The organism is Sphingopyxis sp. EU05-FHT14B03, from assembly GCF_058790875.1.
Genome location: NZ_JBYTDC010000004.1, coordinates 283,770 through 309,154, shown reverse-complemented (window position 1 = coordinate 309,154; position 25,385 = coordinate 283,770). Strand labels below are relative to the sequence as shown.

Below are 25,385 nucleotides of genomic sequence, written 5' to 3'. Positions count from 1 at the left end.
TGCGGCACTATGCGCGCCGATGGCTGCCGGCGCGTTTGCTCGTTTCCGCGATCTTGCGCCAGAATCCAGTCCCGGAGGCCGTGCCGCCGCCCGGGCGATCACGCATCTCTTCCCCGCACCGGACGCGTCGCCTTCAGTTTTGCGTCCGGAATCCGACGGCGTGATCCGCGGGGAAGGCGACGTGAAAGATACCCGGCCGCCATCGAGCCTTCAAAGCTTGAGATGATCCTCCAGCGGCTGCGTGTTTACCCGCCACAGGAAGCCCGGTTCTTCGTCGCGACAGGATATCGATCGAAAGCCGAGTATGGTCTGCAGGGCTCGCGGGAATTGCCGAATCTCTTCTATCGTGAAGACGAACGGCCAAGCTTCCTCGCCCATGAAGTAGGGCATGGAATATGCCGACGTAATGACCCGCCGGGACTTGTCGCGCGTGACGTTCGCACCGCCGCCGTGCAAGGTTTTGCCGGTGAAAAGGAACAGGTCGCCTGCGCCAAGCAAGGCGGGTACCGTCTCCTCGATCGGGGGAATAATGGAATAATCTTCCCACAGATGGCTGCGAGGTACGACGCGGGTTGCTCCCATTTCTTCGGTAACGTCGGTCAATGCGAGAATCGCGTTGGCCATCACGTTAGCGCCGTCCCGATGATGGATATCGAGCGAAGTTTGCACAACCTGCCCATCGCGATGCAGTTCCTGGGCCGTCTCTCCAGGAAATATCTCGATTACCTGACTTGCGAACAGCGAGTGCGTGCCGGGTTTTCCTGGTATGATCTGCGCAACATATTCCATGAGCGACGGACTGCACAGCAGGCGATCGCGATAGGTGGGGCTATATTTCAGCGCATGCGCGAGGCGCTTGGTGTGCCCGCCCATGAATGCTGCATATTCCTCCGCACCATCGCCGAAATTGCCTTCGTCCAACTGGTTCATCGCAACGTCGAGTTCGGCATTTGTCGCCGTAACTTCCTCTTGCGAAAGCGCCCCCGTCAGTATGACACCGCCGTCGCGCCGGCAAACTTCGCCGACCATCTCGGGCGGGCTCCCGAATGCCAACCGTTCGATCTGGCGGTTCTCGCGCGACAAAGTCTGACTTTCGATCTGTTTCAACGAATTTCTCCTCCGGACCTGCGACTATTGGAATTCAGGCGAATCCGCGTAGCCCAGAGTGTCGGAAGACATGATCGGGCTTCCTCGCCGCGCGTTGCCGCCTTGGACTGTCGGCAAGAAGTTAGCTGTCTGCCAGAAGGGCAAGGTGCATCCGTCGAACCGTCGGGCGCCCATCCATCATTTGGCGATCGGCTGCCATCCTTGAAGCCGACGTCGCACCGGCGTTTTCCCGGTCCGAACCAGCGCGGCGAAGTTGCGCCGATGTTGTGATGGGAGAGGGCGACGCGCTCGCATGAGGGTGAAACCCGGGCATTCATTGCGATGGATCGCTATCGACAAAGGTCACATCAGACTCCCGCGGTTGGGGTGCTCCGACCTGCTGGCCCATCAATCAGGCTTTAATTGCACATCTAATGTCATCGTAATGTGACATCTGTTCCAAGTAACTGCCAGTAGAAAAAATCAACTGGCAGATTTTGCTCGCTTTTCTCGGAATTCCCGCGTGTCGCGTGCGAATCGGTGGCGAGCGCAACGGGTGATCAGCATGTCGAGATAGCTCGCTCGGAAGTTGGAGCGTTGATTGAATCACGTGGGCATCATGCCACAATAAATATATTAAAAACATGTGTTTATGCGAAACCTTGCCAAGAGGCGCTTTTCAGTTATAAACAACACTTGTCGTTCAAAATATGGTGTCTGGCAGTTGGATGCCTATCGCGACGGATTTCGGGTGAATGCGGCACAAGTTCGCAGCGCCCGCGGAGGAGCGGCGGCATCGGCTTGCGATGTCGTGGTCTCAACAAGGGAGGAGTTTCGAGATGCGGTCCAGGAACATTTGTGGTGCCCGGCTTTTGGGCGTGACGGCGTTAAATGGCCTTTTGGCCTCGCTGGCAAGCCAGCCGGCTTTGGCGCAAGAAGCGCCGGCCGACGCCCCCGCCGCCGCGGAAGACACCTCCGGCAATGACATCGTTGTGACGGCCAACCGGCGGCAGCAGGATGTGACGCAGATTCCCTATAACATCACCGCCGTGAGCGCGGAGTCGATCGAACGCGCCGGCGTGGCATCCATCGAGGATCTCTCGCGCCAGGTCCCCAACCTTATCAGCACGTCGAGCGGCAACCAGTTTCTGGGCGCGCAGCGCCAGATCATGCGTGGGCTGAACGCGTCGGCCAACAACCGCAGCGGCGTGGCTCTGGAGCAGAATCCGGTCAGCACCTATCTGGGCAACGCTCCTTACGCGAACTATTTCCAGGTCGAGGATATCGAGCGCGTCGAAGTGCTGCGCGGGCCCCAGGGCACGCTGTACGGTTCAGGCGCGCTCGGCGGAACGATCCGCCTGATCCCGAATGCCCCGGCGCTGGGCACGTTCGAGGGCCGCGTAAAGGCGAGCGCCGCCGACGTCGCCTATTCCAAAGACTATGATTATGGCTTCAGCGGCCTGATCAATATTCCGGTCGGAGAGACGTTGGCCGTGCGACTGTCGGCAAGCCATGACTACGAGGCCGGCGTCATCGACCAGTATGGGTTGTTCGCGCGGGGGAGCAATGACCCCATCGGCAAGCCGATCCTGGCCGATCCCAGCCAGCCGCTGACAAGTCCGGCATCGACCTACAACGAGAAGGACGCGAACTGGTCGCGCGTGACAAATGTCCGCGCCGCTATCCGGTGGCAGCCGGTTACCGAGCTCGACATCACGCTGGCGCACAATATCTCGCGGCTGAAGGGTTACGGCCCGAACACGGATACCCCGGCGTATGACGGCGGTCCCGATCCGCTCGCGCCGTCCGTCATCTATCCCGACACGGGCAAATATGAAGGCGTGGCGCGGGATATCCAGCCATTCGATCGCACGTCGAAGATGACGACGCTCGACATCAGCTACGATCTCGGTTTTGCGACCCTGTCCTCGACGTCGAGCTATTTCGAGACCGACGGCGATGTTTTCGTCGACGGCACGTGGGGAAATCTCGGATTGCCCCCTGCCATTCGCGATTATTACGCCGGAAATCCGATCAATCCGCGCTACAACGCCATCTATGATTATGGGGACCGGACGACATCCAAGACACAGGAGCTGCGTCTTGTGTCCAATGGCGACAACAGGATCGATTACACGGTCGGGCTCTACTACCAGAGGGAAAAGAGCGAGACCATCTGGCGTGGCTGGAACCCGGGGCAGACCGTCTACAACCAGCTCCCCGGCGTAACCAATCCCGGCTTCGGCCCCATTGGCGCGGACGAATTCACCTTCGAGGTCGGCGGCGTCAACCGGTTTACGGAAAAGGCCGCATTCGGCGAAATCACCTGGCACGCGATCGAGGGTCTCGACCTGACCGGCGGCGTCCGCGTGTTCGAGCAGAAGCTCGAGCGTTCGGTGAGCAATAATCTCGTCGTTTTCGGTATCAACGAGAGCAGCACCAACTCAGCCAAATTTTCGGACGCGAAGTTCCGGTTCAATGCGACATATGAATATACGGCCGGACATCGCATCTACGGCACCTTTTCGCAGGGTTTCCGCCGCGGCGGGGCGAATGCCTTTGCGCTAGCCGGGTTTGTTCGCGAGCCCCTGTCACTCCTCACCTATCAGCCCGATTCCGTCGACAATTTCGAGATCGGGCTGAAAGGGCGCTTCGGCAATGGCTGGCGCTATACGGCCGACGTCTTCCTCGCAAAATGGAAAGACCCGCAGATCGGTGGATTTACTGCCGTCAATTTCTGGCCGGCGGTCTTCAACGGCGAGAAGGCAGAAAGCAAGGGTTTCGAAATTGAGCTTCTAGGCAATATCACCGACACGCTAAGCTTCCAGGGCGGTTATGCCTATACCAAGGCCAAGCTCACAGAGGATTTCTGCATTCCCTCGGGCGATGGCACCGGCAATCCGGACGGGGATATCCCCTGCGCTATCGTCGGAACCAAGGGGACGCCCCTGCCGTCGGCGCCGAAACATAGCGGTACCTTCTCGTTCAACTACGATCGGGAGCTCAACGACGAGGACCGGATCAGCGCCTCATTGAACGGCAACTACAAGGGCAAGTCGCGGATGAACCTGCCGACACTGGGGGCCCTCTATCCGACGATTCCGTCCTATTGGCTGTTCAATGCCTATGTTGGATGGACGCATGGTCCCGTCACCGCATCGCTGTTCGCGCGCAACCTGTTCGACAAGCGGGCGGTGTTCGCGGTGAACACGCGTATCACATCCTATGCGCCCATCGATCTCTATGAATCGGTGGGGCGTCCGCGGACCATCGGGATCGAACTCGCCTACAAATGGTGAAATGAAGAGGCCGGGAAACCATCCCGGCCTCCTTCCGTCGGATGTCGAGTTCGTGTGATCGACGGCCATTCGCGCGGGGTGACTTGCGAGAAACGGCTTGCGCCAAGTGGCGTAATGATATTCAACGCAACAAATGTAATTTAAAATCATTTTGAGCCATCTGAACGGGCCGGCTTGACGGCGAGGCGTTGTTGACCGGCTCGGAACAGAGAACAGCCGGTGCGCGGGAGTTGATTGATGGGGTACGTCCTCGATGACGCGCAACGAAGCCCTGGTCCGCTAGTACTGGGCTGCGCCATGCTGGTCGGAGTGGTGGCCAATGGCTTCTCGAACACGCTGCCGGTGTTTCTGACCTCGCTGGGACGAACCCGCGGTGTCACGGAAGCGCAGGGCGGGCTGTTTACTCTTGCGGAATTGGGCGGACTGGCGCTCGGCTCACTGGCTTGTGCTTTGCTGCCCGACGTTGTCGAGCGCCTCAACTGGCGACGAACGGCGGCCGTAGGGCTCTCGATCGTCGTCGTTGCGAACCTTCTGATGGTTCCGATGCTGGGGTTCACTTTTCTGGTCATATTTGGAACGTTAGCGGGCATTGGCTCCGGCTTCGTGAATGCCATTCTCTATGCGGTTCTCGGCGAAAGCGATGGTGCACGATCTCTCGGCGCCTTCAACACGGCGCAGCTTGCCTTCGCCGCTGCGGGCATGCCTCTGATGTCCATCGTCGCGAGCCGCTACGGGGGAGGGGGGCCGTTTGCTGCGCTGTGCGTCCTGGCGCTTCTCGCACTTCCGCTTTGCAATTTCATTCCGAAGCGTGGATGCGCGCCTCGCATCGAGTCCGAGGCCTCGCCGGCCGCCGGCACCCGGATATCAGCGGCGGGCTGGACCGTCGTGGCAGGAATGGCGCTTTATTTCACCGGATCGGGCGCGACATTCGGTTTTCTGGCATATATGGGCATCGCGTGGGGAGGGGACCCTGCGCACGTCGAAGGCGCCCTGTCGGAAATCATGATTGTCTCGATGATCGCGACCTTGCTCGCGACGTTTATGGGATCGCGGTACGGCTATTTGCGACCTCTTTCGCTGGGCGTAGCCGGCGTCCTGCTGGCGATGGCTGTCTTCATTCTGGTGATGCCGGTTCAGACCTATTTGCTGGTGGGATGCATCTTCTATTTTTGCGGCAATCTCGCGGTCCCCTATCTCTTCGACGCGTTAACCGACGTGGATGGCTCCAGCAGCGCCGCCATGATGATGGGCGTCACGCAACTCGGCGGGCTTGCGATCGGCCCCGCCATCGCCGGTTATCTCGTAACGCCCGATTATCGTGTCGTGAACGGCTTCGGGCTGGTGCTGAGCGTGGCTGCCGTCATGCTGATCTATTTTGCCATTGTCCGACATCGTCAACCTGGCCTCGGGCTTCCGGTTATCGCAGACTGAAGGGGGCCGCGGGGACTGCAGAGCTTATGCCAGATGGCTCGTTCGGGCTGTTCGACGTTGGACCCAGTCGCGCACGCTGCGGCAATTTCCATCAGATGAGGAGATGATGAATGACGACCGACAAGCAAGTCGAGGGTGCGGCCTCCGAAGACGTCCTGGCGCTGTTCAGTGAGATTTTCGATAAACTTCGCGCAATGTTCGCAGCGGGAAAGGGTGCCGACGAGATCGTTGCCTTTCTGAACTGGCCCGATTCCACAGTGGCGAGCCCGTCGCCTCCCTATGTATATCACGGCATTGCCGACCTGATGCCCTCCGCGCACGAATATGTGCGCGGCATGGGGCGCGACGTGACTTTCGAAATCGTGGCTCCAGTAGTCACCTCGGGGAACCTTGCGGTGATACTCACCGAGATCACCTGTCGGCATGGCGACAGGCCGGACGACGTCAGCATGGCACAATATGTCTGGCAGCGCCGCGGAGACGACTGGAAGGTCATTGCAGAAGCGGTCGTGCCTCTATTGGGTGAATAGCGCGGATTAGGGCAAGGGGCAGCAGACACGCCCCTCTGGTAGTCGCGCAAGCCGCATTGTTGCGGATCGGGAACCGCAACAATGCGCCGCTCCGAAGTTTGCAGGCGCTTCCGGCCCATCGAACAGGAAGCGCCGCCTCCATGCAATAGTCGAAGCAAAGGCTTTCGCAGCAAGATTTCGCCGCAAATCTGCAGTCGGCAGCATCGGGCGCGATGCGCCCGGCGCGTTCTCAAAAGTGTCTTTCCGGGAAGCGATCTCGCGAACGATGTGCTCTAGAGATGAAGAAATTCCTCAAGCGGCTTCCCATGGGCCCGCATCAGAAATCCTGGTTCTTCTCCACCGCAGCTGATCGAACGGAAGCCGAGATACTGCTGGACACGCTGCGGATAACCTTGCGCCTCTTCGACGGATATCACGTGGGGCCACGCTTCTTCTCCGGCGAGAAATCCGGGCGCGAATCCCGTGGAAATCACCCTGCGCGCGCGGTCAGTGGTATTTGCGCCTCCGCCGTGAAGGACCTTGCCGTTGATGAAGAGCGCGTCACCGGGGTTCATCGTCGCGGCGACCGTCTGCTCCTGCGAACCCGGCGCGCCATAGTCCCTCCAATGCCCGCTACCGGGAATGACACGCGTCGCGCCCATTTCCTCGGTGACCTCGGTTAGGGCGGCCAGGAAGTTGACCACGATATTCGCGCCCGCTGCGCTATCGATGCCAAGCGTCTGCATGTACAAAAGGCCGTCGCGGTGAAGTTCCTGGGCCGACTCCCCCGGATGGATCTCGATCGCATGGCTCGCGATCATGCCGTAATGGCCTTTCGGGCCCGGAAGGGCAGCCGCCAGATAGTCCGCGAGTATCGGGCTATCACAAAACACCTCTCGCAAGGTCCTGCTGTATTTCAGCGAATGAACAAGTCGGAGAGTCTTTCCACCCCAGTCGCTTTCGTCGAAGATGCCAGCTTGCTGATAGCTCGTCAGCCCGACGGCGTCGAGTTCGTCGTTCACCGCCCTTACCTGCTCGGTCGTAAGAGCTCCGGTAAGGATTATCCCACCGTCGCGATCGACCACCGACATGACGGCGGCCGGATCCGATCCGAACGGCATGCGCTCCATCTGCTGCATCGCTTTCTCCATCCCTGTGTCATTTGGGCCAAAGCCTTCAGATTTCTCGGCCGACCTCGCATGATAAAGATAGGTGGCACATCCCGTGGTGGAGGGAGCCGGGCCTTCTCGTGAATTTCCGGATCATAACTTGCCACCAATATAGATTACAGTAATAATTATATTACTCAAGCATCTTGGCCGTGATCCGGCATGGCGATGCCCCGGGAACGGGGGCGAGTTCCTTATCCTCCTTGTCTCGCCCTTTGAGAAAGGCCGCGACCGCGAATGCGGGTAGGTACAGGCAGCCGATCGCCAGCAGCAATGCGTTGCCGCCCGCTTCTTCGTAGATATACCCTCCTGCGCCGCCTCCAATGGCGCAGCCCACCTGATAAGAAAAACTCCACGCCCCGTAGGTCACGGCATAGAGCCGCGTACCGAACTGGCGTTTCACGGTGATGATATAGAGAATTTCGGACGCTCCGGTCGCGGTCCCGAGGATCAACCCGCCGATGATCGCAAAGGGTGCCGTCGATCCCACGAGCCAGAACCCTGCAAGACCAATGACCAGAGATGCTCCAAAGACCAGGCTGGCCCAGAATGTCCTGTACCGGTCGAGCATCCAGCCCGTTATCAGATTGCCCACGACAGCTCCCGCTGCGCAAAGTCCGAGAATTGTCGCCGCCAGAGTGGGGCTATGGCCAATACTCACCATCAGCGTGGGCAATTGCGATGTGAGCATGATAACGCCTATGCCCTGAAAGATAACCGCAACAACCATGAGACTCGCCACGAACCAGTTGATCGCGGCGACGTCCTGCCACCGGATGTGGTCGTCGCTCCGAGCTTCGCCGCCAGGAGCGCTGGCGCTTGCCGGGCTCCTTGGTGCTGCGGGAACGAGGCGGTGGGCCGGCGAAGATTTAAGTCCCAGAGAGGCGGTGAACGCCGTCGCCAAAAGCAGGAGAGCAAGAACGAGCGCCGCCTCGCGCCAGTCAAGATGAGCGAGCAGGATTTCCGATAAGGGTGAAAAGGCCAATCCGCCGACGGCACCGCCGCTCCACACGATCGCCATCGCTGTCCCGAAGCGTTCCGAAAAGTGCTGCGCGACGATAACAGGGACCGAGACCACGCACAGGATCTTCCCGATTCCCATGACAAGTCGCAACAGGTAAAGTTGCCAGAAGCTCGATACGAGAACGACCGATCCAAAGGCTATGGCGAGAAGGAGAAGGCCTATCACAAATAGCCGCCGCGCCCCTATGCGTTCGATGACTGGCGCACAGACCAGCGCGAGCGGCGAGGCCAGCCACATCGCGGAAACGAGAGCGCCAGCCTGGGCCTGCGACCAGCCACGCTCATGCGCTATAGGCTGCGCCAGGATGATGAACCCGTACAGGGCAACCCCGAATAGGCATGCGAGACCAAAAAAGAGGATCGCGGCCACGCCCCAACGGGAAATGTCCCGCTCAGTACCGCTGCTGCGGGACGCGGCATCGGATCGGGCTTCCATCCTCATATACCTCCGCGTTGCCAGGCGATGTGCCAGTCATGAATTCCGCTTGTTGCTGGCGGGCTAGTTTGAGGCATCGAATCGGTTACGGATTGAAAGAGCGACAAAGGCGGTTTCGTTCTTCGCCGGTAGCGGCGCATCGGCCTCCCCGCGACCCGGAAAGGGTTTGTAACAGAACATGATGTTTCTATCTCTCCGTTCGTCTCCGGGTCCATCGAGCGCCAAAGGTCGCCAACATAAAATGCACATCGTACGTTATCATAATGTGGTGAGAGATTTGCGCAACCGGCAGTTGGCCGCCTGAAGCCCGACATTCGTGCGGCGCGGCCCGCGACTGAAGCCGTGGCGGCGACCGACGACGGTAATTGGCCGGGCTTCGGCGCCTGCTTAAGCAATTTGAATTACGCATGTTGCGTCAAAATTGAAAGGGAGCTAGTTTGCGACTCGATAAATGAGGTGCCGGCGCCGGTGTCGCTCGTCGAAGACGAAGTCCGCAGCGCGGGGCTTCATATGCAAATAGACTATTAGCGGGGCAGCGGATTGTGGCAGAGGCAGACCTTTCTCCAATGGACCGCGACATTGACGTGCTCATTGTCGGTGCGGGGCTCTCGGGTGTCGGCATGGCGGCGACCTTGCAGCAAAAGTGTCCCGGGGCCGATTTCCTGATTGTAGAGCGCCGTGCGGACGTTGGCGGTACCTGGGATCTTTTCCGCTACCCCGGCATCCGCTCCGATAGCGACATGCACACGCTCGGCTTCGAATTCGAGCCTTGGCGCGAGGAAAAGGCGATCGCGGGAGCGGACGCCATCCTGGATTATCTGAACCGGACGGTCGACAAGCACCAATTCCGCGAAAAGATACTGTTCAACCAGCGCGTCCTCTCCGCCGATTGGGACAGTCACGAGGCACGATGGCGCGTGGTGCTGGAAAAGTCCGAGGGCGAACGCCAGTTCGTAAAGGCGCGCTTTGTGCATCTGGGCGCGGGCTATTACGACCATGACGAGCCCTATGACGCGCGGCTGCCGGGACGCGAGACGTTCAAGGGTGCGCTGGTCCATCCGCAATTCTGGCCCGAAAATCTTGACTATAAAGGCAAGCGGGTCGTTGTTATCGGTTCGGGTGCCACCGCGGTGACGCTGGTTCCGGCGATGGCGGACGACGCGGCGCATGTCACCATGCTGCAGCGGACGCCGACATGGATCGCCATTCAGCCCTCCCGCGACCGGATCGCCAATGCCCTGCGCGGTCTGCTGCCCGAACGGCTCGCCTATGCGCTGACGCGCTTCAAGAATATCCGCTTCCAGGACTGGATGTTCCGACGGATGCGCAGCCGTCCCCAGGAGGCGAAAAAATATCTACTGAAGCAGATTGCAACGGAGCTTGGCCCGCACTATCGGCCCGGCGATTTCACGCCGCCCTATGATCCGTGGGACCAGCGCCTGTGCCTCGTCCCCGATGCCGACCTGTTCGACGCGATCAAGGCCGGCAGGGCCGATGTCGTCACCGACCAGATCGAGGCGATCGAGGGCGATGGCATCCGCCTGAAGTCGGGCCGCAAGCTTCCCGCCGACATCATCGTCACGGCGACGGGGCTGAAGATGGCGCTGGCCGGCAAGATCGCGCTGTCGGTCGACGGGCGCGCAATCGATCTCAGCCAGCACTATTTCTACAAGAGCTGCATGTTCTCGAACATTCCGAACCTGTCGACGTCGATGGGCTATTTCAATGCCAGCTTCACGCTGCGCCTATCGCTCGTCGCCGATTATATCGCGCAGCTTCTGAATATGATGCGCGAGGTCGGCGCCGACATTGCGACCCCGGTGCTGCCGGCGGGCGAGGAGCCGCCCGAGACCGAACCCTTCAAGATGACCTCGGGCTATTTGCAGCGCGCCAAGGGCGTGATGCCGAAGAGCGCCGCGACGCTTCCCTGGTGCCTCGAGCCCGATTATCTGACCGACCGGAAGTGGATGAAGAGCAGCCCGGTGGACGACGGAATCATGACGTTCGATCGGGCCCGCGCATTGATCAAGCGAAATAGAGGCTAGGCGCGCCCGGCCGGCGCGCTTTCCGAGAAGCCATCTGCGAAGCACTTTACCGTTTGGCACAATCGCGGTCAGCGGATTCGAGACTGAGTTCCTCAAGTCTTGCAGCAAGCGGCCCCCGATGCTCGTTGCAATATCCGCGATCGCCCGCTGGCGAATTATGGATTGCTACCTGCATCTGTGCGGCACCGGCCGTCAGCGATGCCGAGCGATTGCTGGAGATGTCGACCGCTGAATCGCACCATCGAAGGTTGCAGCGCCGCCCGATCGCTTGGCCGCCGATCCTGGCGGCGACCGGTTCTTCATGGTCGATCTCCATCAATCGGTGTTGGGCGATTTCGGGCCCGTGCCGCATCAGGTGCGCTGCCCGGGTGACGTCGATCAAGTGTCTTGCTTTTATAAATACCCGTGTTACGTAAAATGAAAAGAAGCGAATTTCACCCCTGCCGACGTTGCCTGACGTCCGGCGTCCGAGGAGAGTAGCATGCCGATCGTTTCCGATGTCACCCAAGCCGATGTGGTAGTTGTCGGAGGCGGCATAACAGGCCTCGCTACCGCGTACGAAGTTCAGAAAGCCGGGCGGAGTGTGCTCGTTCTCGAGGCATCGGACTATGTCGGCGGGCGTATCATGACGCGCGAAAGAAATGGCGACATTGTCGAGGTCGGCCAGCAATATTTCCTGTCAACCTACAGCCACGCTTCGAAACTACTCGACGAGATCGGGATGACGAGCGAGCTGATCGAGGAGGGCCCGGAGATTGTCCAATATATCGACAAGAAGGGGAAGTCTCGCGTCATCAAGGGCGAAACTGACCTGCTGCGCGCTCTCGGGGTCCGTGGTTCGGCCGACCTGGCGCGCGCGACTCTTCAATATTCGACGATGGGGAAAGCATTTCCGACTTACGGTATCGAGAATTGCATCGAGGAATATGACGATATTACAGCCGAAGAGGGCTTCGCCTGGGCCGGCGAGAAGTTCATGGATTTCATCGTTCGTCCGATGTGTTACGGGAACGCGGGAACCGCGCTGGAACACACCAGCCTCTTCGACGCGATCCGGCTGTTCAGGAGTAACCTCAAGCAGCCGAAGCACTACGGTTTCCGGGGCGGGAATCGCGCGCTTCCGCGGAAGCTGGCCGAATTGGTTCCGGTGATGTTGAATGCGGAAGTGAGCGAGCTTCTGACGACCGGTGATGCGGTGACGGGCGCCAAGCTGGCCGACGGGCGGACGATCGAGGCGGGGCACGTGATCCTGTGCACCACGCCGAATGTCGCCGCGCGTCTTACACCCGCGATGTTCGAGCGGGCGAAGGCTTTTCTGTCGGACTTCGACCACACGCGCCTCGCGCTCGCTTATTTCTATTTCGATCGTCCGGTCGACAGCGCGGGTATCAGCTTCGGCACCGCCTATCCCGAAAAGCGCTACTTCAACCTCTCCATCAACCACACGGCGATGCGGCCGTTCCAGGTTCCGAGCGGGAAAGCGATTATTTCGGCTTGGTCTGCCTACCCCGGCGCTATCGAGATGCTCGAAAAGTCGGACGATGAGATACTGGAGATTGCGTTCGAGGAGATGAAGCTCTTTTACCCGGGTCTGTCGAAGGACTGGGTCGAGCATTCGGAAGTGGTCCGACACAATTGGGGCTATGCTCGCCAAGCTCCCGGTGCCTGCCGCCGCCTGCTGGACTTCCGGGCTGACGCCGAGGGATATAAGGGCCTCTCCTACGCCAATGCGGACCTCAACCTCGTGGCTCTGGAATCAGGCGTCATGATGGGCAAGGAGGCAGCCTCGCGTGCCGTCGAAAGCCTGCGCGAACCCGCTTGAACGCCTCCCGGATCGCCATCGGGACAGATGATCCGGAACGCGGCATGCAATTCCGTCGTGAGTCGCCGCTTTCGCGCCGCGCAACGCGTCCGCTCCTCAGGGAGTGGAACAAGGCTTCGAGGGGCCAAGTCAGATCCGTTCCTGTCTTTGCCGTGTTCGGCGGCGCGAGCCGCTTGAGTCCTGCCCGTTCAGGCAGCCGGCATCGTCAGGAGCTTGGCGAGCCCGTCAATCAGCCTCGGCAAACGGTCCGGCGAAAATCTCGCCGGTTCTACAGGCAACGAATGCATCCAGCCGTCGGATATGGCGCAAATCTGATCTACCAGGACGTCCGCAGGCACGTCGTTGCGGATGCTCCCGGATTTTTGCCAGCCCAATAGCAGCGTTTCATAATTTTCACGGTATCGTGCGTAGCGTCGGGCGAATACTTCGGCGCAGCGGGGTTCGCCGACCGCATATGTGCCGAGCTGGGCATTGACCATCCACAATTCCTTGTCGGACATCCATTCGAGCCAGCACTCGGCGCTCGCCTTCACGCCCTCCACATGTCGCATCGCGTGCAGCATCGCATCGAATTCGTCGAACAGATGCTCGGCCGCGGCGACCATCATCGTTTCCTTGTTGTCGAAATAATATGATACCGCGCCCGTGGTGAAACCAGCGCGCAAGGCGACCTTGCGAACGGATGCGCCGATGTAGCCTTCCTCGGCGATCACCGACATCACGGCTTTGATCAACTTCGATTTTTGCGCGGAACGATCTCCGATCGGCCGGCCACGCTCACGTCGTGCTTTCGGCTTGTCTGCCTTCAGTATTTTCTGGGCGTCGCTTGTCGAGAGTTCCATATTCTGGGTCTAGCCACCGGGTTGTAATATCGCAACAATTGATATGGAAAATATGTGGCCGCAAATGTCCGGTGGGCGGCTTTCTGCAGTACCTCTCGTGCGAATAATCCCTCTTCATTGGTCATCCGGCAGCGAACCGGATCGCGCCGAACACGTCGAGGCGGGTGACGAAATTTGACCGAACGGCCGTGCTAGGCTTCACGATGGCGTTCCCGCGTAGAATTCCTCAAGGCGCTTATGGCCGCTTCGATGTCGAACGGTCAGGCCGCGTTTGCCGGTCACGGCGCTGCGCGCGCGTATCGCATCGTCACTAGGGCGTGAGGTCTTTGATCTTCGCCACTCGACCGATAACCTTGGCGACCGAAGAGTTAGTTCGGCTTGGCACCTTTAGCGAGCGGCGGAGCAGCGAGCACGATGAGGCCATCAATTAGCGCCTTGCTGCGCTCCGCCGTGTATCGCTGCGGTTCGATGGGGAGAGTCATCGCCCATCCATCCGCCATCGCGCAAAGCTGGTCGGCAAGGATCTCGGCCGGTATATCGGCTCGCACATTGCCAGCCGTTTGCCATGCCATTATAATCGCCGCGTAATTTTCACGATATCGGGAGTATCTCCGCGAAAAAACCTCTGCGCACCGCGGTTCCTGCGACGCATAAGCGAGGAGTTGGGAATTCGCGAGCCATAGTTCGGTGTCGGTGGACATGCGGCTGAGCCACCGTTCGAAGCCTTCCCTCATGCTCGGGGTACGGCGCAACGGCCGGAGCATCGCATCGAACTCGTCGAAGAGGTGCTCGGCCGCGGCGGCCATCATGGCTTCCTTGTTGTCGAAATAATAGGATACCGCGCCTGTTGTAAACCCCGCCTGTTTCGCCACTTTGCGAAGCGATGCGCCAATATAGCCTTCCTTTGCGATAACGGTCATAACCGCATTCAGCAGCTTGGCCCGTTGTCCAGCTCGATCGCCAACCGGGCGGCCTCGTCCGGCCTTCACGGGTCGAGCCGGCGCATCCATTACGGCGATTTCATCGTTGGATTTCATCTGTCTGCTATAGATGAGATGTTTGTGCGATATCAATAGCCCAACGTCTGCGGTCAAAAATTGCGCGGCCACCATAGATCGAAGCCGAAATTCTTGGATTGCGACGGCCAAGGCTGAACCGGCAAACATTGTCTCGACTTGTTAGGCAGCGAAGATAAAGCGGTGCATCGCGTAGCGCACAAAGCTGTATGTATCGCTCGATCCTGCCTGCCTCCTCAATCCTCGGTCATGCGCCGGCCTTCTCGGCGAACTCCCACGCCTTTTCGGCGAGCGGCAGGACGCGTTCGGACATGGCCTTTGCGTGCGCCGACGAGGCGGTGCCGTCGATCACGCGCTTCTTGATCCCCTGCATGATGCCGGCGAGGCGGAAGAAATTATAGGCGAAATACCAGTTCATGTCGGGCACGCCGTCGCGGCCGGTGGCGGCGCAATAGCGTTCGACCATCTCGTCGAGCTCGGGAATGCCGAGTGCGGCGCGGTCGAGATCCATCACCCCCGAACGCCCGCCATTCTCGGTGACCCACGCCATCGCGACATAGGTGAAATCGGCGAGCGGGTCGCCGAGCGTCGACAGCTCCCAGTCGAGCACCGCGAGCACTTGCGCGCGATCTTTGGCATAGATCATATTGTCGATGCGATAATCGCCGTGGACGACGCTGGTGCGCGTCTGCTCGGGCAGCGTCGCGGGCAGCCACGCGATCAGCTGCTCCATCTCGTCCATCGTCTCGGTTTCGGACAGCCGGTATTGCTTGGTCCAGCGGTCGACCTGGCGGCCGAAATAATTGCCCGGCTTGCCGAAGTCCGACAGACCCGCCGCCTCGATATCGACGCTGTGCAGTGCGGCGAGCGTGTCGATCATAGCATGATAGGTCGCACGGCGGTTCTCGGGGGTCGAGCCGGGCATCGACCCGTCCCAGATTGTCTGCCCGTCGACCATGCCCATGACGTAGAACCAGCTGCCGACGACGCTGTCGTCGGTGCAGAGGCCGTACTGGCGCGCGACGGGGAAGCCGGTCTTATGGAGTCCGGCCTGCACCTTGTACTCGCGGTCGACCGCGTGCGCCGAGGGGAGGAGCGGGCCGAAAGGCTTGCGACGCAGGACATAATTGCCCGAGGGCGCGCTGATCTTGTACGTCGGGTTCGACTGGCCGCCCGCAAACTTGCTTTGGGTGAGCGGGCCTTTGAAGCCTTCGACATTCGCCTCCATCCACTGGGTCAGCTTCGCTTCGTCGAGTATGTCGGCGCCCTCGGGGGCGACGGTGCCGCTGAAGGCCTTTTGCGCGTCCACTGATGTCGTCATGCGTGTCTCTCTTATCCGTTTCGGGGCCGTTCGGGGTTATACGGCTTATCTCCGCAAATCCCGGCCCTTCATCCTTGCTTAGCGCGAAACACCGATGTCGCCCGACGAGTAGCCGGAGTCGCTGGCGCCGCTGTGCTTGGCGAACTCGATGCGGGCGATCGCGCGCGCGTGCACCTCGTCGGGACCGTCGGCGAGTCGCAGCGTACGTTGATGCGCATAAGCGTTGGCGAGGCCGAAGTCTTCGGAGACGCCCGCCGCGCCATGCGCCTGGATCGCATCGTCGATGATCGAGAGTGCCATGTTCGGCGCCTGCACCTTGATCATCGCGATCTCGGCCGCGGCCGACTTGTTGCCGACCTTGTCCATCATGTCGGCGGCTTTCAGGCAGAGCAGGCGTGTCATCTCGATGTCGATCCGCGCGCGCGCGATCCGCTGCTCCCAGATGCTGTGCTCGGCGATCGTCTTGCCGAAGGCGACGCGCGATTGCAGCCGCTTGCACATGCGTTCCAGCGCTTCCTCGGCGGTGCCGATCGTGCGCATGCAATGATGGATGCGGCCCGGCCCGAGGCGGCCCTGCGCGATCTCGAAGCCGCGGCCCTCACCCAGCAGCATCGCTTCCTCGGCGTTGACGCGGACGTCCTTCAGCTCGATTTCCATATGGCCGTGCGGCGCGTCGTCGTAGCCGAAGACGGGCAGATGCCGCTTGATGGTGATCCCCGGCGCATCGAGCGGCACGACCAGCATCGACTGCTGCGCGTGGCGCTTGGCGCCGAAATCGGTCTTGCCCATCACGATCGCGACCTCGCAGCGCGGATCGCCCGCGCCCGACGACCACCATTTGGTGCCGTTGATCACATAGTCGTCGCCGTCGCGCTCGATGCGCGTTTCGATGTTCGTCGCGTCGGACGAGGCGACCGCGGGCTCGGTCATCAGGAAGGCCGAGCGGATCTCGCCGTTCATCAGCGGCTTCAGATATTTGTCCTTCTGCGCGCGCGTCCCGTAACGATGGAACACTTCCATATTGCCCGTGTCGGGCGCCGAGCAGTTGAACACCTCGCTGGCAAAGCCGACGCGCCCCATTTCCTCGGCGCAGAGCGCATATTCGAGGTTGGTGAGTCCCGGCCCCTCAAACTCGAACGTCTCGTCGACATGGTGATGCGCGGCGCTGCGTGGCGGCATGAACAGGTTCCAGATGCCCGCGGCCTTCGCCTCGGCCTTCAGATCCTCGACGACCTGGATGACTTTCCAGCGATCGCCGGCGGCATCCTGTTCCTTGTAGATCGGGTAAGCGGGGCGGACCTTGCGTTCGATGAATTCGCGCACCCGGTCGCGCCAATAGACCTGCCGGTCGGTGAGATCGAAATCCATCTGCGTTCCTTCCTTCCATGCGCCCGCGAAGCCCTTGCGATCCACCGATTGCAGGTCTGCAGGCAACCCGTCGCAGCCGCCTCCGAATTTCACACGAACGCGACGAATCAGTGAGAATGCGCCTCCTACCTATTTTTTGGCGCATTTGTAATCTTAAATCGGCAAGCAAAACCTTTGCCGTCCCCGCCTTGGGCGAATCCCGGCTGACCATACCTCCGAAATCGGAAGCAAATTAAGATTGCGATTGTTATCGAAAGATGTAGGCTCGGTGGTAGCGCGACTTTTGATATGTGAAGAGAGGAAAGTGACATGAGTTCGACCGAAGGAAAAAAGACGTCATGCAATCCCCCCGCGCTCCAGCGCGGAGCCGATGATTATCATCTTTCCCAGGCCATGCGCGTCGGAAACATGGTCTGGACCTCGGGGCAGGTTGGCGCCACGGTTGTCGACGGCGCGCTTCATATTCCCGAAGGGCTCGCAGCGCAGACACGTCTTGCATTCGAAAATGTGAAGGCGGTCCTGGAATCCGCGGGCGCGACGATGGCGGATATCGTGGAGATGACGCTCTATGTGACCGACATGTCGAAAGACATGGAGCATTTCGGGCCGATCAAGGATGAATTCGTTCCCGCGCCTTATCCGGCCGTTACGGGGATCGAGATCAGCCGGCTCGCGTTGCCTGGCCTGCTGATCGAAATCAAGGTTGTCGCGGTGATCGGCTCCGGAGCCAATTGAGGCCTTGCACTCCAAAATATGGGGAACGGGCCCGCCGGGATCGCAGCTTGGGGTGCGGCCCGGGCGGGCCTATCTGCCTTGCCACTCGGCGAGATTGACGACCGGCTGAGCATCGAAGGCGCCTCGCAACCGCAGCGTAAGATTGGCTTACTGTAAATTAGATCACAACTGTTGCTATTATACGTGCCGATTGCTATGCGCCTGCCTTCTGAAACGGGCGACAGGCATGGCACTGTCGCCGGGCGAGGAGATCTGGTTCGGCGCTGGATCCGCCTGGCTTCGGCGTTTTCAACACCGGGTTTCTCTCCCACCCGGCGAGTGCGAGGCGGCAAGGGCACGCCGCCTCGCGCTGATTTTACGACATTCGCAGACATGAAGGAGCGGCAATGAAAATGTTCGATCTCAGCGGCAAGACCGCTATCATCACCGGGTCGAGCCGCGGCATCGGCCGGGCCATCGCCGAAGCTTTTGCCGAAGCCGGCGCGCGGGTGGTGATTTCGAGCCGCAGACAGGATGCCTGCGAGCAGGTCGCGGCGGAGATCAACACGAAGGTCGGCGCGGACCGCGCCATCGCGGTCGCGGCCAGCATCTCGGATAAGGCGGCGCTCCAGCATCTCGTCGACCGCACCCGCGAGCAATTCGGACAGATCGACATTCTCGTCTGCAACGCCGCGACCAATCCCTATTACGGTCCGATGGCGGGGATCAGCGACGAACAATTTCGCAAGATTTTCGACAATAATGTCCTGTCCAACCACTGGCTCATCACGATGGTCGCGCCCGAGATGACCGCGCGACGCGACGGTGCCGTCATCATCATATCCTCCGTCGGCGGCCTGATCGCCTCGGACACCATCGGCGCCTACAATGTATCAAAAGCCGCCGATTTCCAGCTCGTGCGCAATCTCGCGCTCGAACTCGGCCGGCAGAGCGTCCGTGTCAATGCGATCGCTCCCGGCGTCATTCGTACCGATTTTGCGCGTGCGCTGTGGGAAGATCCCGAAGCCGAGGCCGCGTTGCAGCGGGCCGTGCCGCTCGGCCGGATCGGCGAGCCCGAGGACATTGCAGGGACCGCTTTGTTCCTGGCGTCGGATGCGGGCCGCTATGTCAACGGGCAGGGAATCGTGGTCGATGGCGGAATGACGGTACGCGCAGGTCTCTAGCGCACACGTCCAGGCGTTCGGCGGCATTTTCGGAGGAGGGGAACCCGCTCCCGGGCCTCAGGGCACTTTTCTTATCCCTATGACGCTGCCGATCTGCTTCGGCCGGGGCAATTTCGCGTGCGCCGCGGCCATCTTCTCGATGCGCTGCATCGCCCAGGCGGGCCAGGGCGCCGAACGCCGCGTCGCATAATCTATATTCATCAGCATCAGTTCGTTGGTTGCAACGAGCCGGCCGTCGTTTTCGGCATACATGGTGTGACACAGGTGAACGCGCTTGCGGTCGTGGTCGAGTATCCGGGATTCCACGCGAAAGCCTTCGTCCTCTTTCATCTCGCTTTCGTAATTCACATGCGCTTCGAGCACGAAATACATGCCGATCTTGTGGCTCGTATATTCATAAGGCAGGCCCAGATTGTTGAAGAGCTCGCCCGTCGCATGGTCGAATGCCACGACATAATACCCGACGTTCATGTGCCCGTTCCAGTCGGTCCAGGCGTTGATTACAGTGGCGCGGTAAACGTCGAAAGGGGTCTCGAGGTTCAGGGTTTCGAGAATGTAGGGAGGTGTGTCCATAGCCGGTCAGTCCATTTGAAGGGGTGGTTCGATGGCGCTCGTTTCGCGAGCATCCACAGGCTGAAACCGATTTTCGCATGTTGCGGCACCTGAGGCCGATTCCGTTCGAGACCGGCCGGCAGCGAAGGATGCGATTTTTTGTGCGACGATGGCGCCGATCCAGCAGGCGGTCAGAACCGCGCCGGACATGACAAATAGCAGGTGCGAAGAATGTCTCGAGAGTAGCTGGCCCGCAAGTTCCGCGCTCGCGGCAAAGGCGGCCGCGTCGATCGCTGGATAGGCCACATAGATGCGATCGGTGAAATCCAGCGAACGGACGAGCCCCAGATAATAGACATAGCCCATGGTTGCAAATATCGCATGGCCTGCAAAACCGATCCCGAATACGATCGGGGACGCGCTCGTCATGGCGACATAGCTCAGGACGATGCCCACGGTCGCCGCTCCGATCATCGTCGTTTCCGAGAGGCGTTTCCCGACCGCGGCCGGCACGAGCGCGCCCGCAAGCGAAGAGATGAGAGCAACCGCTACGAACAGACCTACGGCTTCGGGACCGATGCCGTTCGCGGTCGCGATCGATGCAACGAACGCACCCACGCCGCCCATGACGACGCCGGTAAATATAGCGCCTGCGATAGCCGCCAGAATCGGCGCCGCCAGCGTCTGTCCTGGTTTGCCCGCCCTGACGTCTGAGAGCGCCTCGGGGGCGGCGGCATTCTTGCCGACAAACTGCCAATCGCGCAGCGCCGCCGCGCACGGGATCATCGCAAGGAACAATCCCGCTATGACGATAAGCGCGCCCTGCTCACCGTAATGCGGCACGACTACCGCGGGGAGCAGATAGGCGACGATGGCTGCGATCAGCGACGATCCGAAAAGCGCGATGCTATAGGCCCGCAGCGGGTCGCGGGCATTGCCCAACGCCGTATAGGCCGGCGTCGCCACGCAGCCGCTCGTCAGCCCGACGAGAAACCAGCCATAAGCCAGTTGATCGGACTGGAACAGGAAGGCGACCGCGAGCAACGCGGCTGCCGCTGCCAGAATGCCGACCGTGGTGACCCATCGCGGGTTGGAGCGATAAACCCAGAAAGGAGCCGTGCCGATCACGATTCCCCTTCCCAGGACAAAGGCGGCGCCAAGCGTTCCCAAGTCGCTTTCGCTGACACCGCGACTTTGCTGGGTTGCCTGGAAGATGATCGACAAAATATTCGGAAGAAGAATTCCGATCGACCATAGCGAACCGGCCGAGAAACCCGGCAGGCGCTTCGGCCGGAATTCCGCAGGCGTCGCGGTGGTCATCGATCGCACCGGTCGTCATGCTCCTGAGCGGCGAAATTCATGCGTCGGCGAGCCGGCCGCACGATTGCCGACTTCGCGCATTTTTCCAAGCCCCTGCACTTGCCGGTTCTGTCTCGATGCAAGCTTTCATGGCCCAACTCCCGTTTTCGACGAAGCCTTCTGGATTGTGAGTAATCCGCTTGCCGTTGCTCCCGCATAAATTTTGATAACGATTGTGTCTATAAAAGATGGTGGGGCGATGCAAATGTCGTTCGTACGATTGCGGACGCGCCATTGATCCGGACCAATAGGAAATTCCGTACGTTGGGCGCTGAAGCAGGGGAAGGCGCGTCGGCGTGCTGGAATAGCCGTGAAGCGCGCGAATTTCCGGCCGGTGCCGATATCTCCATCCGCGTTTGACAATTGAATTGCGCGTGTTATTATATTTTGTGCCTGGAGCTGGTCCCGACCCGGAACGAGTCGGTTGGCTGCGGTCTGGTCGACATTTCGCAACCGGTCTCAGGTGTTGGATGGAGATTCTAAAGAATAGCTGCGGCGAGGAGTCATTGGCATGCAAGTTACCGATCAACAAAAGCACGATCTCGCGGTCGATGGCGCCATTGTCGTAAGGGGCCTGTTTTCCCCCGAGCGTCTGGAGCGCATGCGCGAAGCGTTCGATTATGGAATCGAGCATCCGAGCGCGCTTCATGGTTACGCGTTCAAGGGGACCGAGCAGGAAACCTTCAACGACTACGGCAACTACGAGAATCGGGCCGTGCACCTCGATACCGTGAAAGAGCTCGGACTCGAGAACTTCGTCGCCTCGCTCTGGGATTCCGAACATGTCTGGTTCGTCGGCGAAGAGATTTTCATCAAGAAGGGCGGTCTCGGGGGGCGTTCGCCGTGGCACCAAGACACATCCTATTCGCCGATCGCGGGGCCGCATCTTCTCAACATCTGGACGCCCTTCGAGAAGATCCCGCGGAAAAATGCGCTGGAGTTTGTGCGAGGCTCGCACCGCACCATCCAGTATAACGGCACGTCGTACAACGACGCGCGCGATCACACCCAGCCGCTATGGCACGACACGGAATGGCCGCGGCTGCCCGACATCGAGGCGGAGCGGGCGAAAGAGCCGTCGTCGTGGGACGTCTTCACCTATGATCTCGACGTCGGGGATGCGCTCGTATTCCATTCGGGCATCCTTCATGGCGGCGCCCCGGTCACGCCCGACTGCCCGACGCGCCATACGCTGGTCTATCGCTTCTACGGCGACCAGGCCTATTATCGGCCGCTGCCGGTCGAAGGCGGCAGCAGCTATGATTATGATATCAGCGGGCTCAACGATGCTTCGCAGACGCCGGGGGAGCCCTATCGCTCGCCCTATATGGACCAGCTTCGCTGATCGACCCGCATATCGGCCCGGCGTGCGGCGCTAAGAATGCGTGTCTAGAGCCGGGCAATATGCCGGGAGCCGGGTAGACTTAGCCTGAAATGGAACCGGATATCGCTCGGATCGGAGCGACGGCGACCGCGCCCCATGATGCGGTCCGCGGCGGCGCCTGACATCGCATCGATCGTCCCGACGCCCGGAGCCCGCCCGTCGAAGCGATAAACGGAGGAGAGGACAATGAAAGAGATGGTGTTTGGCCTTGAAGTGGCGTGCGCTTTTGGGAGCGTCGACGCCAGTCGTCCCTCTCGATGGACCCGCGGGGCATCGCGGACTGCATCATGATCAAGACCGACACCAAACAATTATTGTCGCTTCTGGGCGCACAGGAAGGACCCGCTCTCCACGAGGTTACGCCGGACGAAGCGCGCGAACTCTATCGGACAATGATCGGTGCGGTCGATTTACCGCCGGAACCGGTCGTGCAGACGGTCGATTTCGCGATCGAAGCGGATAGTCATTCCATCCCGGTACGATACTATCGGCCCGTCGTGGACGCGAAGGGACCTGTCGTTCTCTTTTTCCACGGCGGCGGCTGGGTACTCGGCGATATCGACACCCATCACAGCTTTTGCACCTTTCTTGCCAACCGGCTGCACCTGCGTCTCTTGTCGGTCGACTATCGATTGGCCCCGGAACACCCCTTTCCGGCGGCCTATGAGGATTGCCTTCGCGCGGCGGAATGGGCGTTGTCGTCGCCCTCCGAACTCGGCGCGCCGGTATCCGCGATTGCGCTGGCCGGCGACAGCGCCGGCGGCAGTCTCGCCGCAGCGGTCGCGCTCCGGCTCAACGAAGAGGGCGCTTCGCGCGCCATCGCGCAACTCCTATTCTATCCCGCTACCGATCTGACCTCGCAAGGGGGGTCATTCGAGGAGTTCGGCGAGGGATATGTTCTCGACCAGCCGCTCATGCTCTGGTTCCGGGACCATTATGCGCCCGGGGGAAGCGACTGGACCGATCCGCGGACATCGGTCCTTCTCGCCGAGGACATATCGGCGATGCCGGCAACCATATTGGTGACGTGCGGCCTCGATCCCTTGCGCGATCAGGGGCGCGCGCTCGGTCGGCGGTTGCTCGATGCCGGGATCACACTGTTGTTTCGTGAAGATGCCGGCCAGATTCACGGCATGGTGAATATGCGGAGCGTGCTCGGATCCTCGGTTCCCTTGATCGAGCGCGTCGCCGAGGATTTCAGAACCCTGATTGCCGCGAACGGCGCAGGGCAATAGCCAAAGGCACAGATGATGGTAGAGGCAAGCGAGGCGACCAGGCAGGATGTTCCCCACTTTGACGTCCTGATCGTTGGCGCCGGCATTTCCGGTATCGGTTCGGCCTGGCATTTACGCGATCAATGCCCCGACAAGAGCTATGTGATTCTCGAATCCAAGCTGGGTTTCGGAGGGACATGGGATACGCATCAATATCCTGGCTGCCGCTCGGACTCCGACCTTTATACCTATGGGTACCGTTTCAAGCCGTGGGCCGGGTCTCCGATCGCGAGCCGCGACCAGATTCTGAACTATCTGCGCGAGGTGGTCGAGGATGCCGGCATTGCCGGCCATATTCGCTTCGGACACCGCATCAGGAGCTGTCGCTGGTCAAGCGGCGAAAACCGCTGGACGGTCGAAGCCGAACGACTTTCCGACGGCGAAGTGGTGATATTCACCGCGAGCTTTCTGTCGATGTGCGCGGGGTGTTACGATCATGAGCGCCCGAATATTCCGGAGTGGCCGACGCTTGCGGACTACAGGGGGATATTTGTTCATGCACAGCAATGGGATCCCGCCACCGATTATTCGGGCAAGCGCATATTGGTGATCGGATCGGGCGCGACCGCCGCGACGATCGTCCCCGCGTTCGCCGAGAAGGCCGCGCATGTGACGATGCTGCAGCGCTCACCGACCTATTTCTATTGTTCGGAGAACAGGAACGAACTCGCCGAGCGGCTCCAGCAGATCGGAATCGACGAAGAAACCATCCACCGGGTCGTGCGGGCGCAGGTGCTTCACGACCAAGACCTCGTCGCCGACCGGTGCCTGACCGAGCCCGACAAGGTTTTCGAGGATCTGAAAGATTTGATCCGCGCCTACTCAGGCGACCCCGACTTCGAGTTCGAGCCCCATTTCATCCCCAAATACCGGCCCTGGCAGCAGCGACTGGCATTCTGTCCCGAGGGCGATATCTTCAAGGCCGTGACGGCGGGGAAGCTGACCGTCGTCACCGATACGATCGACCGGTTCACCGAGACGGGCCTGCTTACGACTGGCGGCGAGACGATCGACGCCGACATTATTGTCGCCGCGACCGGCTTCAACATGCTGATGATGGGCGGCATCCACTTCGAGGTGGACGGGGAGCCCGTCGATTGGGCCGAGACCGTCGGTTATCGCAGCATGATGATGACCGGCGTGCCCAATCTCCTCTGGGTGATGGGCTATTTCCGGGCAAGCTGGACGTTGCGCGTCGACATGATCGGGGAATTCATGTGCCGGCTGCTGCGCCACATGGACCGCATCGGTGCGAAGAAGGTCGAGGTCGCCTTGCGGCCCGAAGATGCCGGGATGACGATCCTGCCCTGGATCGAGGAAGAGAATTTCAACGCGGGCTATCTTCTACGGGGCCTCCACGAAATGCCGCGTCGCGGAGACAAGCCCGAATGGCGACATACGCAGGACCATCGCTCCGAGTCTGAGGCGTTTCCCGCGATAGATTTGGCCGATGCGGTCTTTGTTTATGGCGGCAACGTGTCCGCGGAGGCCGGCGCTATCGCGGCCGAATAGCGAGCGGGCATCCATTGCAGAGATAAGCAGATACAAATG

General features: G+C 60.5%; 20 protein-coding genes. 10 read left to right on the top strand and 10 right to left on the bottom strand.

Annotation, left to right across the window (positions count from 1 at the left end; genetic code table 11):
• Positions 1 to 210: 210 nt before the first annotated feature.
• Positions 211 to 1,107: a phytanoyl-CoA dioxygenase family protein gene (locus AC3WS4_RS22845; protein WP_492740572.1), complete on the bottom strand. Its 897-nt coding sequence runs from the start codon at positions 1,105 to 1,107 to the stop codon at positions 211 to 213.
• 734 nt (positions 1,108 to 1,841) lie between these two features.
• Here AC3WS4_RS22845 and AC3WS4_RS22840 point away from each other — a divergent pair.
• The 3 genes from AC3WS4_RS22840 to AC3WS4_RS22830 all read left to right on the top strand — a co-directional run bounded on the left by AC3WS4_RS22840 (position 1,842) and on the right by AC3WS4_RS22830 (position 6,346).
• Positions 1,842 to 4,385 (top strand): TonB-dependent receptor, encoded by a 2,544-nt coding sequence (locus AC3WS4_RS22840; protein WP_492740570.1) that lies wholly within the window; start codon positions 1,842 to 1,844, stop codon positions 4,383 to 4,385.
• Between the two features lie 237 nt (positions 4,386 to 4,622).
• The gene (locus AC3WS4_RS22835) at positions 4,623 to 5,816 is read left to right on the top strand and encodes an MFS transporter (protein WP_492740568.1); all 1,194 of its coding nucleotides are present in this window, start codon (positions 4,623 to 4,625) and stop codon (positions 5,814 to 5,816) included.
• Positions 5,817 to 5,926: 110 nt separating this feature from the next.
• Positions 5,927 to 6,346 carry a hypothetical protein gene (locus AC3WS4_RS22830; protein WP_492740566.1) on the top strand — a complete coding sequence of 140 codons (420 nt, stop codon included), beginning with the start codon at positions 5,927 to 5,929 and terminating at the stop codon, positions 6,344 to 6,346.
• A 272-nt stretch (positions 6,347 to 6,618) separates the two neighbouring features.
• Here AC3WS4_RS22830 and AC3WS4_RS22825 read toward each other — a convergent pair whose 3' ends face one another.
• Together AC3WS4_RS22825 and AC3WS4_RS22820 are read right to left on the bottom strand one after the other, a co-directional pair.
• Positions 6,619 to 7,464, bottom strand: a complete 846-nt coding sequence (locus tag AC3WS4_RS22825) for a phytanoyl-CoA dioxygenase family protein (protein WP_492740564.1) — start codon at positions 7,462 to 7,464, stop codon at positions 6,619 to 6,621.
• A gap of 163 nt (positions 7,465 to 7,627) precedes the next feature.
• Positions 7,628 to 8,959, bottom strand: a complete 1,332-nt coding sequence (locus tag AC3WS4_RS22820) for an MFS transporter (RefSeq protein WP_492740563.1) — start codon at positions 8,957 to 8,959, stop codon at positions 7,628 to 7,630.
• Positions 8,960 to 9,519: 560 nt separating this feature from the next.
• Between AC3WS4_RS22820 and AC3WS4_RS22815 the strand changes: the two genes are divergently transcribed.
• Positions 9,520 to 10,998: a flavin-containing monooxygenase gene (locus AC3WS4_RS22815; protein WP_492740562.1), complete on the top strand. Its 1,479-nt coding sequence runs from the start codon at positions 9,520 to 9,522 to the stop codon at positions 10,996 to 10,998.
• A 46-nt stretch (positions 10,999 to 11,044) separates the two neighbouring features.
• Here AC3WS4_RS22815 and AC3WS4_RS22810 read toward each other — a convergent pair whose 3' ends face one another.
• Entirely contained in the window at positions 11,045 to 11,380 is a 336-nt protein-coding gene (locus tag AC3WS4_RS22810) for a hypothetical protein (protein WP_492740560.1), read from the bottom strand.
• 99 nt (positions 11,381 to 11,479) lie between these two features.
• Between AC3WS4_RS22810 and AC3WS4_RS22805 the strand changes: the two genes are divergently transcribed.
• Positions 11,480 to 12,820 (top strand): protoporphyrinogen/coproporphyrinogen oxidase, encoded by a 1,341-nt coding sequence (locus AC3WS4_RS22805; protein WP_492740559.1) that lies wholly within the window; start codon positions 11,480 to 11,482, stop codon positions 12,818 to 12,820.
• A 188-nt stretch (positions 12,821 to 13,008) separates the two neighbouring features.
• Here AC3WS4_RS22805 and AC3WS4_RS22800 read toward each other — a convergent pair whose 3' ends face one another.
• The 4 genes from AC3WS4_RS22800 to AC3WS4_RS22785 form a co-directional block, all read right to left on the bottom strand.
• Entirely contained in the window at positions 13,009 to 13,662 is a 654-nt protein-coding gene (locus tag AC3WS4_RS22800) for a TetR/AcrR family transcriptional regulator (RefSeq protein WP_492740558.1), read from the bottom strand.
• 368 nt (positions 13,663 to 14,030) lie between these two features.
• The gene (locus tag AC3WS4_RS22795) at positions 14,031 to 14,699 is read right to left on the bottom strand and encodes a TetR/AcrR family transcriptional regulator (protein WP_492740557.1); all 669 of its coding nucleotides are present in this window, start codon (positions 14,697 to 14,699) and stop codon (positions 14,031 to 14,033) included.
• A 226-nt stretch (positions 14,700 to 14,925) separates the two neighbouring features.
• On the bottom strand, positions 14,926 to 15,999 hold the full coding sequence (locus AC3WS4_RS22790; RefSeq protein ID WP_492740556.1) for a phosphotransferase family protein: 1,074 nt from the start codon (positions 15,997 to 15,999) through the stop codon (positions 14,926 to 14,928).
• A gap of 78 nt (positions 16,000 to 16,077) precedes the next feature.
• Positions 16,078 to 17,367 carry an acyl-CoA dehydrogenase family protein gene (locus AC3WS4_RS22785; RefSeq protein ID WP_492740555.1) on the bottom strand — a complete coding sequence of 430 codons (1,290 nt, stop codon included), beginning with the start codon at positions 17,365 to 17,367 and terminating at the stop codon, positions 16,078 to 16,080.
• 309 nt (positions 17,368 to 17,676) lie between these two features.
• On the opposite strand from AC3WS4_RS22785, the gene AC3WS4_RS22780 reads away from it, so the two are divergent.
• Both AC3WS4_RS22780 and AC3WS4_RS22775 read left to right on the top strand, forming a co-directional pair.
• A complete protein-coding gene (locus AC3WS4_RS22780; protein ID WP_492740554.1) occupies positions 17,677 to 18,102 on the top strand; it encodes a RidA family protein in 426 nt (141 codons plus the stop codon).
• A 386-nt stretch (positions 18,103 to 18,488) separates the two neighbouring features.
• A complete protein-coding gene (locus AC3WS4_RS22775) occupies positions 18,489 to 19,265 on the top strand; it encodes an SDR family NAD(P)-dependent oxidoreductase (RefSeq protein ID WP_492740553.1) in 777 nt (258 codons plus the stop codon).
• A 57-nt stretch (positions 19,266 to 19,322) separates the two neighbouring features.
• Here the strand turns inward: AC3WS4_RS22775 and AC3WS4_RS22770 are convergent, their stop codons facing one another.
• Both AC3WS4_RS22770 and AC3WS4_RS22765 read right to left on the bottom strand, forming a co-directional pair.
• The gene (locus tag AC3WS4_RS22770; protein WP_492740552.1) at positions 19,323 to 19,838 is read right to left on the bottom strand and encodes a thioesterase family protein; all 516 of its coding nucleotides are present in this window, start codon (positions 19,836 to 19,838) and stop codon (positions 19,323 to 19,325) included.
• A gap of 6 nt (positions 19,839 to 19,844) precedes the next feature.
• A complete protein-coding gene (locus AC3WS4_RS22765) occupies positions 19,845 to 21,137 on the bottom strand; it encodes an MFS transporter (protein ID WP_492740551.1) in 1,293 nt (430 codons plus the stop codon).
• A gap of 550 nt (positions 21,138 to 21,687) precedes the next feature.
• Here AC3WS4_RS22765 and AC3WS4_RS22760 point away from each other — a divergent pair.
• The 3 genes from AC3WS4_RS22760 to AC3WS4_RS22750 all read left to right on the top strand — a co-directional run bounded on the left by AC3WS4_RS22760 (position 21,688) and on the right by AC3WS4_RS22750 (position 25,346).
• Entirely contained in the window at positions 21,688 to 22,521 is an 834-nt protein-coding gene (locus AC3WS4_RS22760) for a phytanoyl-CoA dioxygenase family protein (protein ID WP_492740549.1), read from the top strand.
• Positions 22,522 to 22,847: 326 nt separating this feature from the next.
• Positions 22,848 to 23,795, top strand: a complete 948-nt coding sequence (locus tag AC3WS4_RS22755; RefSeq protein ID WP_492740548.1) for an alpha/beta hydrolase — start codon at positions 22,848 to 22,850, stop codon at positions 23,793 to 23,795.
• A gap of 12 nt (positions 23,796 to 23,807) precedes the next feature.
• Positions 23,808 to 25,346 (top strand): flavin-containing monooxygenase, encoded by a 1,539-nt coding sequence (locus AC3WS4_RS22750; RefSeq protein ID WP_492740547.1) that lies wholly within the window; start codon positions 23,808 to 23,810, stop codon positions 25,344 to 25,346.
• Positions 25,347 to 25,385 lie beyond the last annotated feature (39 nt).